The following is a 16,860-nucleotide window of genomic DNA, read 5'->3' as shown; positions in this document are numbered from 1 at the left end:
TCGTTCTACGGTCTTTTTTGTCCTTATTACACGTTCAAATCTTTACGCTTCCCGGTCACCATATAAATGACGCCTTCACCAATATTGGTCGTGTGATCCGCTACCCGCTCCAGGAAGTGGGCAACCAGCAGCAAATGCGTCAGCTGGCGATTGCGGTTGTAGTCAGAATTCATCATTCCCATCAACTCTGTCATAACCGTGCTATACATTTTATCAACACGATCATCCTTCTCAGCCAGTGCCGCAGCACGATGCACATCGCGCTCCGTATAGGACAGAAGGCTTTCCTGCAGCATCTCGATAGCGATATTCGCCATTTGCGGAATCGTCTCGAGAGGTTTCACAAGCTCCTCTCCGGCGAAGCGGATTGTAATTTTGGCGATGTCTACGGCATGATCGGCAATACGCTCCAAATCAATCGCAATTTTGAGCGCTGTGCCGATAATGCGCAAATCACTTGCCATAGGCTGCTGCAAAGCAATGAGACGCAGCGACAGTTCATCAATCCTTGTTAAATAATCATCGATTTGATCGTCATTGTTAATTACTTGCTGCGCGGCTTTTTCATTGAGCGTTGCCAGCGAATTAACGGAAGCAAGAATCAATTCCTTAACGCTTTCCCCCATCTCAAGCAATTCTTTTTGCAGCAAAGTTAATGATTGATGAAACCCGGGTCTTGCATCCATGTACGTTGCCCCTTCCAGTAGTTGTTAGCCGAATCTTCCCGTGATGTAATCTTCGGTACGTTGATCGTTCGGATTTGTAAAGATTTTATCGGTTTTGTCAGTTTCGACTAAATACCCGTTCAAGAAAAAGGAGGTCATATCGGAAATCCTAGCAGCTTGCTGCATGTTATGAGTTACGATAATGATTGTATATTTGTCTTTCAGGGTTTGTGTAAGTTCTTCAACCTTCAACGTTGAAATTGGGTCTAAGGCAGACGTAGGCTCATCCATCAACAGAACATCCGGCTCTACGGCAAGCAAACGAGCGATGCATAAGCGCTGCTGCTGTCCGCCAGACAATCCAAGTGCGGATTTGTTCAAACGGTCCTTAACTTCATCCCATAATGCGGCTTGTACGAGACTGCGTTCAACGATTTCATCAAGCAAGGCTTTTTTCTTGATGCCATGAATGCGCGGGCCATAAGCAATATTGTCATAAATACTCATCGGGAACGGATTCGGGCGCTGGAACACCATGCCTACACGTTTCCGCAAAGAAACGACATCTGAATCAGAACCATAAATGTTATGGCCGTCTACTGCAACATTTCCCGTAATACGAACACTGTCAATCAAGTCATTCATGCGGTTCAAAGTACGCAGGAATGTTGATTTCCCACAACCTGAAGGTCCAATCAATGCGGCAATACTTCCTTTTTCAATCGTTAGGTCAATATCGTGTAGCGCGTGATTTTCTCCGTAGAATAAGTTCAATTTATCTGCTTTAATCTTTGTTTTCGTCATGGTTGAAGTCGACATTGTTTATTTCCCCCCGGAAAGTCTTTTTTGTAAGATTCGGCTTGGTATGCTGACCAACAGGTTAAAGATAAGTACAACGATCAGAAGCAACGCGGCACTACCTTTGGCAATGTCTTTCGCATCCGGCACAAGCGCTTCAGCACCTACATACCATAGATGAACGGATAACGTCTCACCCATGTTCAGCGGGTTGAAATCCGGGAAGAAACGGGAAACCGATAACCCGGCTGTGTAAATAAGAATGGCGGATTCACCTAATGCACGGCCTGCAATCAGCGTGATGCCTGTGATCAAACTAGGCAGAGCTGCTGGAATAAGTACTTTGCGGATAGCCTGCCACTTGGTTGAACCCAGCGCCAAGCTTGCTTCCCAATAGGACTCCGGAACGGTGCGGATCGATTCTTCCGTAACCCTGACCATAACAGGCAGATTCAACAGGGCTACCGTCGCCGCGCCGCCGAGAATGGAAAACTTCAGCCCTAGCAAATTGGCGAAAAGCAAGAATCCAAACAAACCAAAAACGATGGAAGGTACAGAAGACAAAGCCTCGACGGAAATACGGACAAGATCCGTAAACCAATTTTTTTGTGCATAAATCGCTAAGTAAATGCCTGAGAACAATCCGATTGGAATGGAGATCAGGAGAGATAGGATCAAGACATAGAAAGAGTTGAACAATTGAGGCCCAACGCCCCCGCCAGCCTTAATTTCTTCCGGCTTTCCGAAGATGAAATGCCAGGACAGATGAGGAATGCCATCCCCCAAAATCCGAATGAGGAACCAAGCCAAAATCCCTATGATAAGAATGCCTGATGCCCAAAAATATACCGTCGCAATCCGGTCCGTTGATTTACTTGTCATTTCACTTCACTCCTTTTTGCAACAATACGAATGATGATGATTAAGGATAAGGAGATCACAAGTAAAAGCAGCGCCATCATGTACAACGCGTTGTTCCATGTTGATCCGTAATTTGTATTCCCCATGTCTTTTACGATAGCTGTTGTTAATACGGTTGTAGAATCCAGCAACGATTTAGGCATTTGAGGCGAGTTACCAATAACCATAAATACAGCCATGGTTTCACCGATCGCACGGCCCATTCCAAGAATAATTGCCGTTAAAATACCCGGTCTAGCTGCTGGCAGCAGCACGCGCCACATCGTTTGCCAGCGTGTTGCTCCAAGCGCAAGAGATGCTTCCTCCAGACGGCTCGGAAGCGCTCGGATCGCGTCCTCAGAGATGGAGAGAATGGTTGGTAGAATCATAATTGCTAAGATGATAGAAGCAGGCAGAATGCCGTAAGCCACATCGCCGGTTAATTTTCCTAAAGCAGGAACAATGACGGTCATCCCGATCAAACCGTAGACAACAGAAGGAATCCCTACGAATAAATCAGTTGCCGGGCGCATAATTTCCCGCATCCACTTCGGAGCGATTTTCGCCATGAATAATGCGCCGGACAAAGCCAGCGGTACTGAGAAGACTACGGAAACAAGCGTCATAATCAAAGTGCTGTATAAAAAAGGAAAAGCACCGAATTTGTTCGAGCCTGGTGTCCAATCCGTCGAGAAGAAAAACTCCAAAGGACTTACACCTTGAAAAGTCTTGATCCCTTGCATTCCCACGAAAATGATGATGGAAAAAATAATCGCCGATACAAGAGCAGCACTAAGGACAAACACCCAACGCATGACGCTGTCTTGTCTATGTTGTCCACGGGTCCACTTGGAAACAATTGGACGGCTTTTGCTCTCTGAACTCGCATTTGATAGTTTGTCTGCTACGGAATTCACTGGGTTAATCCCCCTTTATTTAATACCACATGCCCTAACATGTCATACTGTTATGATAGGACATGAATGTCATTGCATCGTTAATGAATTGTAAAGACAATGTAAAAGTTTATTGATAGGAGATCTAATATAGCAAAAAGAGCGCCCGCATGATGCGAACGCTCTTGATGAGAAATCCTATTATTTAGAAAGCAAATCAGCAGGCAAGAATTTCAAATCACGAACTTGTTTACCTTGGAAATCTTTGCTCATGATGTATGCGATGAAAGCTTTTGCTGGATCTTTTGCTTCACCTTTTGTGTACATAAGCTCAACACCATACAATTTGTAAGAACCGTTTTTGATGTTATCTTCGGAGAAGGCTACGCCATCGATTTTCAAAGCTTTAACTGTATCGTCGATGTAAGGAGTATCTACATAACCGATGGAACCGGATTGACCAACAACAGCTGTTTTCATAGCGCCGCTGTTTTCTTGTGTAATACCGTCTTTCGTGAAATCTTTACCATCAAGGATGATGTTTTTCACAAGTGTGCGGGAACCGGAGCTATCTGGACGGTGTACAAGAACGATTTTCGCATCGTTACCGCCAACTTCTTTCCAGTTTGTGATTTTACCCATGTAAATGTCAGCAGCTTGTTGTTTAGTAACATTATCTACTTTTACATCTTTGTTAACGATGAATGCGAATGGAGCAATCGCTACTTTATTTGGTCTAAGATCTTTATCTTTATATTCAGCTGCTGCTTCTACATCGGAGTTACCGATATCGGAAGTGCCGTCAGCTACGTTTTTAATTCCTGTGCCTGAACCACCAGCTGTAACGTTGATCGTTACTTTTGGGTTCTTTTCCATAAACTCAGTTGCCGCTTGTTTAACCAGTGGAAGCAATGCGCTTGAACCGGAAGCTGTGATTGTACCGGTAAGTTCTGTTTTAGGTGTATCAGAAGGCTTTGCAGACGCTGAAGCAGCTGTTGTTGCAGCAGGTGTAGCGGAAGCGCCATTTGTTTTTGTTTCTGTTTTTGCTCCGCATCCAACCAATGACCCCATCATCAATACCGCGGATAGTGTTAATGTAATTCCTTTTTTCGACATGAACTTGAACATAGTCAGCATGTCCTCCTTTTATTTTATGTTGCTTCTCTGGTTAGTTTCGATTTCCTTGTTTGTTCCTCGCAACTAACTTACAAATACATCGTAACAATCGAATGTAAAATCCAAACCCATGAAACGTAAACGTAATGTAAAACTTTTTCATAGGACTTTTGATAGACTTGTATGGTTAATTTTACATCTTATTTACACAGTTCGACGCTTTAGTTAATAGAAGCATCCTATATTTATAAGTAGAAACAAGAAACGCGTCATATCTTGTCTATTTATGGGGGGATGAATGTGAGCCGATTATTTTTCTTCAACATGACCATGCGTGCCAAATTAATCGTCAGTTTCAGCGGGGTGCTCTTGATTTTTCTGGCTGTTGCTTATTTCAATCTTCATCAGGTTAGCCAAATCAAACAACATATGAATGATCAGAATGACAAGGTCGAACTCAAAGTAATGGCATTGGAACTAAAGGAAATGGTCCAAGACATGAACATTATTGCGTCAGGATTGGAGATTTCGAAGAAACCAGAATACATATTTAAGTACAATGCCAAACGCCAGCCTTTCAATGATTATATTAAAAAAATAGGAGATACCGCCTCTACGCCTGATCAGCTAAAATGGCGCAGCCAATTAATCCAAGCCTCCGTTGACTACATTAATAACTTTGATTCTGCCGCCAAAATGATTCAAGTTAATAATGGTACGAGCACTAAGGATTTAGAAATCAACCTGATGTATCTCTACAATGAGTCTCAGGATCTGAAAACTGTGATCTTTGATCTAGTCGATAAGTTCTATTTGACCTATGCGGAGTCGGCTGATCAAGCCATCGTGTCCTCCACCAAAGCTTTGGACAGCACGAGTCTGGTTATGATGTACGCCTCTATCATTGTGCTAGTGATTACAGTTTTGATTGCTTTCTTCTTGATTCGTTCTTTCATCCGGCCGATTCAAAAACTGCAAAAAGCCGTTTCGCTTATCGCGGCAGGAGATTTAACACATACGATCAATGCCACATCCAAAGATGAGCTGGGTCAACTCAGCCAAAGCTTCGACCATATGATCCGCCAAGTGCGTCATATGCTTTACGCTACGAAGCAAATCGCCTCTTCTTTAAGCGATCACTCGCATGAATTTCATCGTTTCTCCCAGCTTACGGCTTCCGCGAACACGGACATCTTGAAAGCAATCAATGAAATTTCACACGGGGCCGATGAGCAGGCCATTCAAACCGAGTCCAGTTCCCTGATCATTACAGAGTTGGAAGCGGAGATTCGGGACATTACCGCTTATACATATGAAATGATAAAAGCAAGCGATGAGGCCGCAGCCGGTACGCTGCAAGGCACAGGTTATATCCGTGCGTTGAAGGTATCGTCCGAACAGTCGCAAGAGGTGCTGCATAAAGTCGATGCAGCCATGCAGACCTTAGCCGCCAGCTCAAAGCAGATTGGCGCCATTACACGTTCGATTACGGAGATATCGACGCAAACGAACGTCCTGGCCCTGAACGCCGCGATTGAAGCGGCTAGGGCCGGCGTGCACGGCCGCGGCTTCTCCGTGATCGCGGATGAGGTTCGTCAGCTGTCGCAGCAGACGAACGATTCGTCCAAGACGATCAGCGGCATTACGCAGGCGCTGCAGAAACAAATCCAAGAGCTGCAAAGCTCGCTCTTGGAAGCCAAAGATTCTGCGGTTACCCAGAATCATCGTGTTGCGGACACGCTCAGCTCTTTCGAGAGCATCGAGCATTCCATGACCGGCATCAAGGAGCAGATTGAGCATATTCATTCGAAAATCGAACAAGCGCGGTCCAAGAACGATCAGCTTGTTGGCTCCGTTCAGTTCGTGGCGGCGATTGCCCAAGAAACCGCGGCCGGCGTAGAGGAAGTCAACTCCACTTCCATCCAGCAGGATGCGTCCATCCGCCGCATTGCGGAAGAGTCCGATGACATTCTCGCATTGGCAGACCGATTATTCGCAGAGATTAGTAAGTTCCAAATCATTGAAGCGGATGAAGAAATGGCGAATGGTCAGGATAGCGCAGATAAGGATCATACATCTATCGATGAAGATGCAGAAGATCATCGTGAGATTGACGGTGACGGACAGAGCCCTGAGCATATTGAAGCAGACTTTACAGTGACTAAAGAGGACGTAACCACGATTTCGGACGATGCCGCTCATGCGAAGGAAGCGAAAGAAGGTAAGGAAGCTGAAGCCGATACAAAGACAGCGGAGGCAAATTCGAAGGATAAAAAAGAGCCCGTACTTATCGGATAACCTGCATAGTTGAAAATAGAGGCTCTCCCTCAGTCACTTGATGACTTGTGGGAGAGCCTCTTTTAATGCACGAAACGCCCTTCTTCCGGCATTGCAACTTCGTTGAAATGGTCAGCCAAGTTCGCCAATTGACTCGTCAGTTCTTCCCCGCGCATCGGTGTGCCATGTCCGGTCACAGCGATGCTCGGGTGAAGTTCATTCAATTTCTTGACGGAGGCTGCCGCAGCTTCCCAATCGGTCGTAAAATACTTCGGCGGACCGCTGATTTCCTGCGTCTGGAGAAGCACGCGGTAGAGCGACTCCTGTTTTACGGTGACAAAAGCATCGCCAGCGACTAATGAGCGATCTTTTTCCCGGAAAAGCGAAATATGGCCTGGCGTATGTCCCGGTGTATGTATCCATTGCCAATCAGGCAGACCAGGAATGGAGCCTCCCTCCTGCAACGCCTTTACATGATCCCCGAGGTTGATGCCATGATTCGGAAACAACGGAGAAAGCTCACTCATGAGTCCCCCGTTCACCGTTGAATCTCCTTCGGGGTAATTTGCTTTTCCTGTTAAATACGGGATTTCCTGCTCATGCGCGTACACAGGCACATCCCAATGTTTAAGCAGTTCTACAAGCGCACCGACATGATCAAAATGTCCGTGAGTCAAAATAATGCCCTGCGGCTTCGTCATTGTCCCAAAACGATCTTCCGCCAGCTGAATGATGTTGTCCGCGGAATGCGGCATTCCGGCGTCGACCAGAAACCATGTCTTCGATTTACTGGTTGGATTGCCGATCAAACATATATTAACGAACTGAATGCAGTAGCAGTACATATCAATACTCACTTCGCGGCCTTCCCCGCTTGATACGGTCGTTAACGGGATATGTGTATGCTCGTAGGTTGACTCCAATTGTCTTGCCCCTTTTCAGATGGATTTCTATTATCATCTCCTTTACCGATTCGGATTATCTGAACCATCATAAGAAAGACCAATCTGCTTCGCGTTTCGCGCAGATTGGTCTTTTGTCTTAAATTTGTTGCGGAAGTTTTCTTATAATTTCTATCTTACGGATGCGGTTGGCATCCCTCTCCCGAACGATAAAGGTCAAATCCTCATAATCCCATGGTTTGCCTTTTTCCAGCTCAGGTTGCTTACTATACAGCCATCCGCCAATCGAATCAACTTCCTCATGATCCAGTTTCGAGTCAAGATAATGATTGACTTCGTTTACTAGCGCGGTTCCTTTGATCAAAAATCGGTTGGCATCCAGCTTTTCAATATCCCGTTTCTCATCCTTATCAAATTCGTCCCGAATCTCACCGACGATCTCCTCAAGGATGTCCTCAATGGTGATTAAGCCGGCAGTACCGCCGTACTCATCCAGTAACAGCGCGATATGCACCTGTTCTTGCTGCATTTTCTTCAATAGCTGCTTGATGGGCATGACATCAGGCACAGTCATAACAGGCTGCAGTAACGCGGTAAAATCACAATTAGGATTGTTATCATAACTCAAGAAAAACTGTTTGGTATTCACGATACCAATAATATCATCCTTATTCTCTTTGGCCACAGGAAAACGGGTATATTGTTCTCGCTTAATGATCTCCAGATTCTCTTTTAACGGTTTGTTAGCGTATAAGCAGACCATGTCGGTCCGCGGAACCATGATTTCACGAGCTAACAACTCATCAAATGTAAAAATTCGATCTGTATAGCCGTATTCTGTTTTATTAATTTTGCCGCTTTGGTAACTTTCCTGAAGAATTAGGCGAATCTCTTCCTCGGAGTGGGCTTCTTCATGTTCGCTGGCCGGCTTCATACCGAGCAATTTGATCATGCCATTCGCAGATCCATTAAGCAGCCAAATAAATGGGTACATGATTTTGTGGAAAATAACAATAATAGGTGCTGTTAGCACTGCGATTTGCTCAGCTTTTTGAATGGCAAGCGACTTTGGCGCAAGTTCACCCAGAACAACATGAAGATATGTCATTAAAACAAAAGCGATACCGAAGGATAAGATGTGTGACAAGCTGTCACTTATGGTTAATAGTTCGAATAAGGGGTGCAGCAATTTCTCAACGGTCGGCTCCCCTAACCAACCAAGACCGAGAGCTGTGATTGTAATTCCCAGTTGGCAGGCGGACAAGTAAGCATCGAGATTTGTTGTTACCTTCTGCACGGCAAGCGCGTTCTTACTGCCTTCAAGTACCATCTGTTCAACACGGCTGGGACGGAGCTTAATGATTGCAAATTCGGTAGCCACGAAAAAAGCGGTTAATAAAATGAGCAAAGCAATTAAAAATAGATTCAACAACATGGCAACTCATCCTTTACGAAATGAATTATTCTTATAAACAGTTCATATGAACTATTCTAATATAATATGATGAAACAAACAAAGTTCGTTTTAAGCCATAATCGATTATTTTTTACTTTATTGGGGGAAATCGTTGGCAGATGCCGGCCTTCTCATGAAATCTTTCCTTTTGACATGGCTTAAACCGTATTTTATTATAAGTTCATATGAACTGTTCAATCACAGACGAGGTGATGTCAATATGGAAACATTAACTTTTAGACGCAAAGATATGGCTGATTTAATGTTGTCTTTGAGTGGTCATCTAGAGAAATCACCTCTGGCTATCCTGCAAGACACATGGCGAATTCAGCATGAGAATGATTTGGAGCAGGGAAAATCCATGTCTGCCTTTCTATCGACGACGCTTCCTCCCCTCATTGAGAAAATGATCAAGTCGGAGATTAAGCCGGCTTTCTCTTTAAGCGATATCGTTGCACTTGGTACTCAAGTAGAGTTTACACAATTTAGTGTTACCTCTATTCAGAACTGGGTGAAACGTGATTTCAAAGAACTGATCGGACTTCCTGAGGATGGAAAGAAATATTCCCTTCAACAAGTCGCTTTGTTTTTCATCATTGAGGACCTGCGCTCTTCGTTGGACTATGACTCCATCCGCAAATTGTTCCATATATTATTTAGTTCTACATCCTACAGCTGCGCAGAACAAACCATTACTCCTCTTAAGTTTTATTCGATCTATTCGGAGCTGTACGAAGTATTGGATGCTCGTTACAGAAATTACGTGGGAAATAGTCAGGATTTTATCTCCAAGTGGGATCAAATGTTGGATGATGCTGCACATGAGTACGCCGTATCACATTGCCCGCATGCGAATGCCAAGGAGCAGGAGATGCTCAAAAATGCCATTCATGTCGCTATCATTTCCGTCCATTCGTCCAGTTTTAACTCTTTGGCAAGACGATATGTGAACGGCATGGTATTTCTGCACAGTTTTAAATAAAGATAGCATGGACAAAAAAGGCCAAGAACCATTCATCGGTTCTTGGCCTTTCTCTGTAAAACGTTATTTCGCAATCTCATCCGTTGCCTTAATGTTGCGCAGAATACTTACTTCAACCCTGCGATTTTGGGAGCGGCCTTCTGTTGTATCATTCGAAGCAATGGGGCGATACTCCCCGTATCCGACTGAAGAGTACGAGGAAGGGTCGATTTTACCATTATTCAATAAGATTTTCATAAAATTAACGGACCGTTTGGCACTAAGATCCCAGTTGGTTTCAAAATCCGCTCGGTGAATCGGGATATTATCCGTGTGCCCGCCCACCTCAACCTGATAGCCCGGGTAATTCGCCAGCATGCCTGCTATGGAAACAGCCAGCTTCTGAGAATCTTGCTTCATGGTCGCAGAACCCGAGTCGAACAACGCGCGATCACTGATGGTAATCGTCAGTTTCTCGTTATCCAGCTTCGTCGTTAGCTGCTCGTTCAACTGATTTTCTTTGATGAAAGCATCCATGCTTTTCTTCAGTTCTTCCAGATCCTTTTCTTCCTTTTGCAGCTTCGCAGCCAGTTGACTGTCCGTATGACTCGGCTCCTTCGGCGGCGGGTTCTGATTCTTATTGTTGTTCCTGGTCGAGTTCGCCGCGTCGTCAATCGGGATCAAATTTGATACCGCGAATGGCGCTTCTCCACCCGTAAACGCATTATTCAAGGACCTCATAATCGAGTTATACTTCTTCGAATCCAACTGGCTGGATGCAAATAGAATGATAAAAAGAGCTAGAAGCAAAGTAAGCAAATCCGCATAGGGAATAAGCCAGGATTCATCAACGTGTTCTTCATGGTCCTCATGCTTCTTCTTTTTACTCACTGAGCGGCTTCCCCTTTCGGCTCTTCGTCATACGATGCGCGGTCGCTGTTCGCTACGAAGATCATCATTTTTTGCTTCACAGAGTTGGCGGATACACCGGACTGAATGGATAGTAAACCTTCGACGATCATGAGTTTGATTTCAACTTCCTTCTTCGACTTCTGTTTCAGCTTGTTCGCGAAGGGGTGAAAAATAACATAACCAAGGAAAATACCAAACATTGTGGCCACGAATGCAGCGGAAATCAAATGCCCCAGTTTCTCTACTTCGCTTAAGTTCCCAAGGGCAGCAATCAAACCTACAACGGCGCCAAGAACGCCAAGTGTTGGTGCATATGTACCGGCTTGCGTAAAAATTCCCGCATATTTCTTATGTCTTGCTTCCATTTCTGCAATATCCTCAAGCAGGACATCGCGTACGAAATCAGGATCATTCCCGTCAATAATGAGACGCATTCCGCTTTTCATAAAAGGATCCGATAGCTCTTCCGCTTGCTTTTCCAGAGAAAGAAGGCCCTCACGGCGTGTGATGGATACCCATTCGATAAACGTATTGATCAGTTCTTTTTTAGGCATTAATTTTTGTTCGGTAAAAATAATTTTCAATAAGGTCGGAATTTTTTTTATTTCCTCTAAAGAAAACGCGATAAACAAGGCTGAAGCGGTTCCTCCGAAAATAATCAGCGCAGCCGCGGGGTTTAAAAGCGCCACCAAACTTGCCCCTTTTAACACCATGCCCACACCAATCGATATAAGCGCTAAAACAATTCCAATTAAAGATGATTTCTCCATATGCCGACACCCTCTTTTCTCTAGTCATAAAAGCCATGTAGCACGCATTCCATAATTCGACAAAAATACTGTCTTTGTACATAATGATAGGTTTATTTGCTATAAATTACAATCACTTTAGAGAGATAATTAGGACTTTGGTCATGTATTTTTTGTGAATATCAAAGGGGAATGACGAAATCTGGCGTCTCTCTCTTACCTAATTTATACTTAAGGAGAGATAACTCCTGCTAAAATCGATATCAGCAAAATCTGAAGGAAGTTGGTATGATCTGGCAGCCTTTGTGGAAACGATAGAAAAGAAACAAGCAATCTTCATACATAAGGAGAGATGAACGTGGAGAAACGAATGTTCGGCCGGACGGGGCAGCAATTTCCACTGCTCAGCTTTGGCGCACAACGCATCGTAGACGAGCATAACTGTACGGAAGACGAGGCTATTGCGATCGTGAATCGCGCGATTGACGAAGGCATCACTTATTTCGATACGGCGCCGAGTTATTCAAAAGGCCAATCGGAAGAAAGACTAGGCAAAGCTTTGGCACTCCATGGCCGCAGAAACGATGTCTGGATAGCGACCAAAACGAACGACCGCACAAGAGACGGTTCTTTGAAGCTGCTCGAAGAGAGCCTGAAAAGACTGCAAACCGATCATGTGGAAGAATGGCGCTTGCACAACATCATGACAATGGAAGAGCTGGACAAATGCTTCGCCAAAGGCGGTGCGTTGGAAGCGCTGATTGAAGCGAAAGACCAAGGCTTGATCAAGCATATCTCGATCAGCGGACACACGAATCCCCGTGTACAACTCGAAGCCATCGACCGGTACCCGTTCGATAGCGCGCTTGTGGCTCTTTCCGCCGCCGACCACCTCGTATACAGCTTCGCGCATGAATTCCTGCCGAAAGCGAATGAGAAAGGCATCGCCGTGATCGGCATGAAAGTGATGGCGCTTGGCAAGCTTGCTCCGTGGTACGAGAAGGCGCTGCAATACACGTTCTCTCTACCGATTTCCACGGCCATCGTCGGCATGGAATCGATGAAGCAGCTGGAGCAGAACCTGGCTATCGCCAAGAGCTTCAAACCTATGACGGACCTTGAGCAGTTGTCCTTCCTGAAAGAGATCATGCATCTGGCTAATCCGGATGTCCTGCGCTGGAAATCAACCGACTGGGTGTCCGGGGAATGGTATGTTCGTTAGATAGACGCACAAGGATAAACACCTTCGTCGTCCTTTTAGGGTAGATGCACAGCAAAAGTAAAGGAGCTAAGCGGCTTGAAGGCGCTTAGCTCCTTTACTTTTGGCGTCAATCGTTGGGAAAGCTTACGATACCTCATTCAATAATGAGTGCATACACGATACCTGGACCATGTACCCCAATGGTCAAATCGTTCTCGATATCGGCTGACCGGCTCGGGCCTGATATGAAATGAATGCCGGCCGGCCGCTCGCCTAAGGCAAGCTCGTCGAAAGGACGCAGAACCTCGCCAAGCTTCGTCCGCAGACGATCCACAGGGATGATCGCGATGAACGTCGTCGGGAGCAGACTAACGCTTCGGCCTCGCGTAGCGTCGGACGTGACGACTAACGAGCCCGTGTATGCGACCGCATGCTCGACAGCCACGATCCCGATATCTGCGCCGGCGGCCTTAACGACCAGCTCATCTTTAGCCTCAGGTGTAGCGTCCTGGGCGTTCCACACGGTGATGTTCGTTTCCGTGCCGGCCGAGAGGCTGGCGCGCAGCGTTTCCAGCTCAGGCTGATCCTGCATGATCAGATTTTTCGCTTGCGTTTTAGCGATAAAATCCGTGATAAAAGCTTGCGCTTCTGCCATCCCCGACAACCGATAGGTGTGTCCGCCTGCTTTTTGCCAGTTCGCCATGAAGAGCTGAATGCGCTCCTCCAGCGGGAGGTTTACTTCCTCCCAAAAAGCTGGAGCCCCCTTCATCGGATGTGCCGGAGCGCTCTGGAGCGGCTTTGCTCGGCCCAGACGCGTCGAAATATTAGCAAAGAAGGATTCCTGCTTCTTGAGAGCTTCTTCGTGCAACTGCTGCAGAAATGCCGGATCTGATTTAGCCATGATGATGTCCTCCTCCGCCGTTTTTGCGATCAGCCACCAGTTTCTCCATTCGTGCTTTCATGACCGCGTCAAGCTCAGGGAACGTTCCTTCCAGCTCCTGCTCGATGTCTTTCCACGACTCGCGGAATGTCTTGCTCGCCATACTTGGCGCATATCGATACGAGTTCCAGCCTTTGAGCGGACCAATCCGCGCTTTGATATGGCCATCCCGAACGAGCAGCTTTTGACCAACTCGACCGAGTTTAATCAGCGCCTTCACCCGCTTGGCGTCGGACATGAGGAAGTTAAAGCCCTTCATCCCCACTTTCTCCGCTAAATCCGTCGAGCCCCGCTCTACTTTGCGTTGGCGGAGATAGACGAGCATATCGTGCAGCGGGATTTTGACCGGACAAGCCTCATAACACGCCCCGCAAAGGCTGGAGGCACTCGCAATGTCGTCCCACTGGTCGACATTTTTATTCAAGGCCGGCGTAAGCACCGCGCCGATAGGACCGCTGTAAACGCCGCCATAGGCATGACCGCCGATATGGCGGTACACCGGGCAGGCGTTCAAGCAAGCGCCGCAGCGAATGCAATTCAGCAATTCCTGGAACTCTGGATCACCAAGCTGCAGAGAGCGGCCATTATCGAGGATGATGATATGCATCTCCTCGGGGCCATCGCCGTCCTGCTTGCGCTGCGGCCCGGAAATAACGGACATATACACCGTCAGTTTCTGCCCGGTTGCAGAGCGAGGCAGCAGCGTCGCCATGACCTCAAGATCGTCCAGCGTAGGAATGATGCGTTCCATCCCCATGTAGGTGATCTGTGTCTTCGGAATCGTGCTGACCATTCGCGCATTGCCTTCATTTTCAAAGAGCACCATCGAACCTGTTTCGGCAATGGCAAAATTACAGCCTGTCATCCCGATGTCAGCTTCAAGGAATTTCTCCCTGAGTTTTCTGCGTACGTATCCGGCCAAAATTCCCGTATCGGGCTCCAGCTTCTCTCCTGCGTCTTCAGACAGCAGATCCGCGATCTGGTACCGGTTTTTGTGAATCGCCGGGATAATGATATGCGACGGCGTTTCGCCAGCCAGCTGAATGATATATTCACCAAGGTCCGTCTCAATCGCTTCTACGCCGATTTGCTCCAGCGCACGGTTGATATGCAGCTCTTCGGAAACCATCGACTTGGATTTCACGGCGCTTTTCGCCTTCTTGTGCTCGGCAATCTGCATCGTTAGCTTAACCGCGTCCGCCGCATCGGCAGCGAAATGGACATGCACCCCTTGGGCCCTTGCATTTTCAACAAATTTGCCAAGATAGTAGTCGAGATGTGCAATCGTATGCAGCCGAATTTCTCGTCCGCGTTCACGCCACTCTTCCCAATTGCCATGCTCGGCTGCCGCAGCCAGCTTCCCATTCTTCAATCGTTCTGTCGTGAATTTCACCGCATTGCGCAAAAAATCGTTGTTCAGCGCAATTTTGGATCTTTCCTTCACCGTCCCGCCAGGTTTATGCTCGCTCATGGGCAAGTTTCACTCCCTCAGCCAATAATTCCGCCAGATGCATCACCTTGACAGGTTTTCCTCGAAACGATAAATTACCGGCAATATTCATTAAACAGCCCATATCGAGCCCAACGAGCACTTCGGCTTCCGTCTCCAGGACGTGGTCGGATTTCTCGGACACCATCGCCCCGGATATATCGCACATTTTCACCGCAAAAGTACCGCCAAACCCGCAGCAATCCTCGGCATGAGGAAGCGGCAGCAGTTCCATGCCGCGAACATGCTGCATTAGCTGCATCGGTTCAGCCTTAACCCCCAGCAACCGGCTGCCATGGCAGGAAGGATGGTAGGTCACTTTGTGCGGGAATACGGCTCCCACATCCGTAACCCCTAACACTTGCACGAGGAACTGCGTGAACTCATAGGTTTTCTCAACGAGCCGATTCGCGCGTGCTAGATTAACAGGGTCATTTTCAAAAAGCTTCGGATAATAATGGTGAATCATGCTCGTACAGGAACCCGAAGGCGATATGACAAAATCGCTGTCTTCAAAAGCCTCCAGCAGCGTCATCGCAGAGCCTCGCGCCTCATCCCAATAACCGCTGTTGAACGCGGGTTGGCCGCAGCAGGTTTGCTTCGCCGGGAAGTCTAGCTTGACTCCGTATTTTGCAAGTAAATGAACGATAGACTCGCCAACCTTGGGATAGACAAGATCGCTGAGGCACGTTATGAACATCGATACTTTCATGTTGCAGCTGACTCCCTTCCTGCATCGTTCCCCCCACAGAGGCAGGTGGTTATACAAAAAACCATCCTCAGTACGAAAGCGAACATACTGGAGATGGAAGGAACAATGTCTTTTACTCTCTATCTAATTGGATGACGTGAACCCCTTTCTCCCGAATACGGTCCACATCCTCCTTATTGGTTTGTCCGTCTGTGATCACATGCTTGATTTCAGGCCACGCCGCGACTTGCGTCAAAGACTGCATCCCGAATTTGCTGTGATCGGCTAGCAGGTATGTTTCATCGGCAATGGAAATCATTTTGCGCTTAATTAGCGCTTGTAACTCATTCGATTCGCTGATGCCCCGTTGAATATGAACTCCTTTGCAAGAAAGGAATAGCTTATGGACGTGGTACATGTCCAGTGATCTCTCCGCTAGTGGTCCTACATAGGACAACGATTTAGGAGAGAGAAGTCCTCCCGTAGAAATCACTTGGATCTTCTCCTTGCCGCTAACCTCGAGCGCGACTTTCATCGAATTCGTAAGGATGGTCAGCTGCATATCCGGAATTAATTTAGCCATATACCAAGCCGTTGTGCTCGCATCCAAAATGATCCGGTCACCTTCGCGAATATGCGATACCGCTTCCTTCGCGATAGCGTTCTTGAAATCGGCGTGCTCCGTTTCCCTTTCCAGGAAAGGCACTTCCGACTGCGCTTCCTTCACGCTCACGGCGCCGCCATGGCTGCGCATCAGCTTGCCTTCGCTTTCCAATCGATCCAAATCTCTTCGAATCGTTTCTTCCGTCACTTGACACAGCTCGCTGAGCTCCGTCACGCGAATGCTTCCTCTTTCATTCACTAACTGAACGATTCTCTGCCATCTTTCCGCTACCAGCATCGTCTT

General features: G+C 46.8%; 16 protein-coding genes. 3 read left to right on the top strand and 13 right to left on the bottom strand.

Annotation, left to right across the window (positions count from 1 at the left end; all coding sequences use genetic code 11):
- Positions 1-26: 26 nt before the first annotated feature.
- The 5 genes from phoU to AC3WTJ_RS21300 all read right to left on the bottom strand — a co-directional run bounded on the left by phoU (position 27) and on the right by AC3WTJ_RS21300 (position 4,387).
- Positions 27-686, bottom strand: a complete 660-nt coding sequence (gene phoU / locus AC3WTJ_RS21320) for a phosphate signaling complex protein PhoU (protein WP_492523538.1) — start codon at positions 684-686, stop codon at positions 27-29.
- Positions 687-710: 24 nt separating this feature from the next.
- On the bottom strand, positions 711-1,484 hold the full coding sequence (pstB, locus tag AC3WTJ_RS21315) for a phosphate ABC transporter ATP-binding protein PstB (RefSeq protein WP_157322830.1): 774 nt from the start codon (positions 1,482-1,484) through the stop codon (positions 711-713).
- A 3-nt stretch (positions 1,485-1,487) separates the two neighbouring features.
- On the bottom strand, positions 1,488-2,345 hold the full coding sequence (gene pstA, locus AC3WTJ_RS21310) for a phosphate ABC transporter permease PstA (RefSeq protein ID WP_492523537.1): 858 nt from the start codon (positions 2,343-2,345) through the stop codon (positions 1,488-1,490).
- Positions 2,342-3,280 carry a phosphate ABC transporter permease subunit PstC gene (pstC, locus tag AC3WTJ_RS21305; RefSeq protein WP_492523536.1) on the bottom strand — a complete coding sequence of 313 codons (939 nt, stop codon included), beginning with the start codon at positions 3,278-3,280 and terminating at the stop codon, positions 2,342-2,344. Before pstC ends, pstA begins: the two co-directional genes overlap by 4 nt.
- A gap of 180 nt (positions 3,281-3,460) precedes the next feature.
- Entirely contained in the window at positions 3,461-4,387 is a 927-nt protein-coding gene (locus AC3WTJ_RS21300) for a phosphate ABC transporter substrate-binding protein (RefSeq protein WP_492523535.1), read from the bottom strand.
- Positions 4,388-4,675: 288 nt separating this feature from the next.
- Here AC3WTJ_RS21300 and AC3WTJ_RS21295 point away from each other — a divergent pair, with 288 nt between their 5' ends.
- Positions 4,676-6,673 carry a methyl-accepting chemotaxis protein gene (locus AC3WTJ_RS21295; RefSeq protein ID WP_492523534.1) on the top strand — a complete coding sequence of 666 codons (1,998 nt, stop codon included), beginning with the start codon at positions 4,676-4,678 and terminating at the stop codon, positions 6,671-6,673.
- A 62-nt stretch (positions 6,674-6,735) separates the two neighbouring features.
- Here AC3WTJ_RS21295 and AC3WTJ_RS21290 read toward each other — a convergent pair whose 3' ends face one another.
- Positions 6,736-7,575: an MBL fold metallo-hydrolase gene (locus AC3WTJ_RS21290; protein ID WP_492523533.1), complete on the bottom strand. Its 840-nt coding sequence runs from the start codon at positions 7,573-7,575 to the stop codon at positions 6,736-6,738.
- Positions 7,576-7,693: 118 nt separating this feature from the next.
- Positions 7,694-8,989 (bottom strand): hemolysin family protein, encoded by a 1,296-nt coding sequence (locus AC3WTJ_RS21285; protein ID WP_492523532.1) that lies wholly within the window; start codon positions 8,987-8,989, stop codon positions 7,694-7,696.
- A gap of 241 nt (positions 8,990-9,230) precedes the next feature.
- Here AC3WTJ_RS21285 and AC3WTJ_RS21280 point away from each other — a divergent pair, with 241 nt between their 5' ends.
- Positions 9,231-9,992, top strand: coding sequence for a DUF1836 domain-containing protein (locus AC3WTJ_RS21280; protein WP_492523531.1), 762 nt, complete (start codon positions 9,231-9,233; stop codon positions 9,990-9,992).
- A 63-nt stretch (positions 9,993-10,055) separates the two neighbouring features.
- Here the strand turns inward: AC3WTJ_RS21280 and motB are convergent, their stop codons facing one another.
- On the bottom strand, positions 10,056-10,862 hold the full coding sequence (gene motB / locus AC3WTJ_RS21275; RefSeq protein ID WP_492523530.1) for a flagellar motor protein MotB: 807 nt from the start codon (positions 10,860-10,862) through the stop codon (positions 10,056-10,058).
- Positions 10,859-11,653, bottom strand: coding sequence for a flagellar motor stator protein MotA (gene motA, locus AC3WTJ_RS21270; RefSeq protein ID WP_492523529.1), 795 nt, complete (start codon positions 11,651-11,653; stop codon positions 10,859-10,861). Before motA ends, motB begins: the two co-directional genes overlap by 4 nt.
- 337 nt (positions 11,654-11,990) lie before the next feature.
- On the opposite strand from motA, the gene AC3WTJ_RS21265 reads away from it, so the two are divergent.
- Positions 11,991-12,854 (top strand): aldo/keto reductase, encoded by an 864-nt coding sequence (locus tag AC3WTJ_RS21265; protein WP_492523528.1) that lies wholly within the window; start codon positions 11,991-11,993, stop codon positions 12,852-12,854.
- A gap of 133 nt (positions 12,855-12,987) precedes the next feature.
- Here the strand turns inward: AC3WTJ_RS21265 and AC3WTJ_RS21260 are convergent, their stop codons facing one another.
- The 4 genes from AC3WTJ_RS21260 to AC3WTJ_RS21245 all read right to left on the bottom strand — a co-directional run bounded on the left by AC3WTJ_RS21260 (position 12,988) and on the right by AC3WTJ_RS21245 (position 16,854).
- Positions 12,988-13,734: a LutC/YkgG family protein gene (locus tag AC3WTJ_RS21260; protein ID WP_492523527.1), complete on the bottom strand. Its 747-nt coding sequence runs from the start codon at positions 13,732-13,734 to the stop codon at positions 12,988-12,990.
- A complete protein-coding gene (locus tag AC3WTJ_RS21255; RefSeq protein ID WP_492523526.1) occupies positions 13,727-15,244 on the bottom strand; it encodes a LutB/LldF family L-lactate oxidation iron-sulfur protein in 1,518 nt (505 codons plus the stop codon). The genes AC3WTJ_RS21260 and AC3WTJ_RS21255 overlap by 8 nt, the downstream gene beginning before the upstream one ends.
- Positions 15,231-15,974, bottom strand: a complete 744-nt coding sequence (locus AC3WTJ_RS21250) for a (Fe-S)-binding protein (RefSeq protein WP_157322853.1) — start codon at positions 15,972-15,974, stop codon at positions 15,231-15,233. Before AC3WTJ_RS21250 ends, AC3WTJ_RS21255 begins: the two co-directional genes overlap by 14 nt.
- 112 nt (positions 15,975-16,086) lie before the next feature.
- Positions 16,087-16,854, bottom strand: a complete 768-nt coding sequence (locus AC3WTJ_RS21245; RefSeq protein ID WP_492523525.1) for a DeoR/GlpR family DNA-binding transcription regulator — start codon at positions 16,852-16,854, stop codon at positions 16,087-16,089.
- Between the last annotated feature and the right edge of the window lie 6 nt (positions 16,855-16,860).

The sequence above is a fragment of the Paenibacillus sp. FW101-FHT12H11 genome (genome assembly GCF_058790355.1).
This window is presented reverse-complemented; position numbering and strand designations above follow the sequence as displayed.

Bases quoted from the DNA above. Each gene is read 5' to 3' on its own strand.
- phoU (WP_492523538.1), bottom strand. From the start codon at position 686: ATGGATGCAAGACCCGGGTTTCATCAATCATTAACTTTGCTGCAAAAA.
- pstB (WP_157322830.1), bottom strand. From the start codon at position 1,484: ATGTCGACTTCAACCATGACGAAAACAAAGATTAAAGCAGATAAATTG.
- pstA (WP_492523537.1), bottom strand. From the start codon at position 2,345: ATGACAAGTAAATCAACGGACCGGATTGCGACGGTATATTTTTGGGCA.
- AC3WTJ_RS21300 (WP_492523535.1), bottom strand. From the start codon at position 4,387: ATGTTCAAGTTCATGTCGAAAAAAGGAATTACATTAACACTATCCGCG.
- AC3WTJ_RS21285 (WP_492523532.1), bottom strand. From the start codon at position 8,989: ATGTTGTTGAATCTATTTTTAATTGCTTTGCTCATTTTATTAACCGCT.
- AC3WTJ_RS21280 (WP_492523531.1), top strand. From the start codon at position 9,231: ATGGAAACATTAACTTTTAGACGCAAAGATATGGCTGATTTAATGTTG.
- motA (WP_492523529.1), bottom strand. From the start codon at position 11,653: ATGGAGAAATCATCTTTAATTGGAATTGTTTTAGCGCTTATATCGATT.
- AC3WTJ_RS21260 (WP_492523527.1), bottom strand. From the start codon at position 13,734: ATGGCTAAATCAGATCCGGCATTTCTGCAGCAGTTGCACGAAGAAGCT.
- AC3WTJ_RS21255 (WP_492523526.1), bottom strand. From the start codon at position 15,244: ATGAGCGAGCATAAACCTGGCGGGACGGTGAAGGAAAGATCCAAAATT.
- AC3WTJ_RS21250 (WP_157322853.1), bottom strand. From the start codon at position 15,974: ATGAAAGTATCGATGTTCATAACGTGCCTCAGCGATCTTGTCTATCCC.
- AC3WTJ_RS21245 (WP_492523525.1), bottom strand. From the start codon at position 16,854: ATGCTGGTAGCGGAAAGATGGCAGAGAATCGTTCAGTTAGTGAATGAA.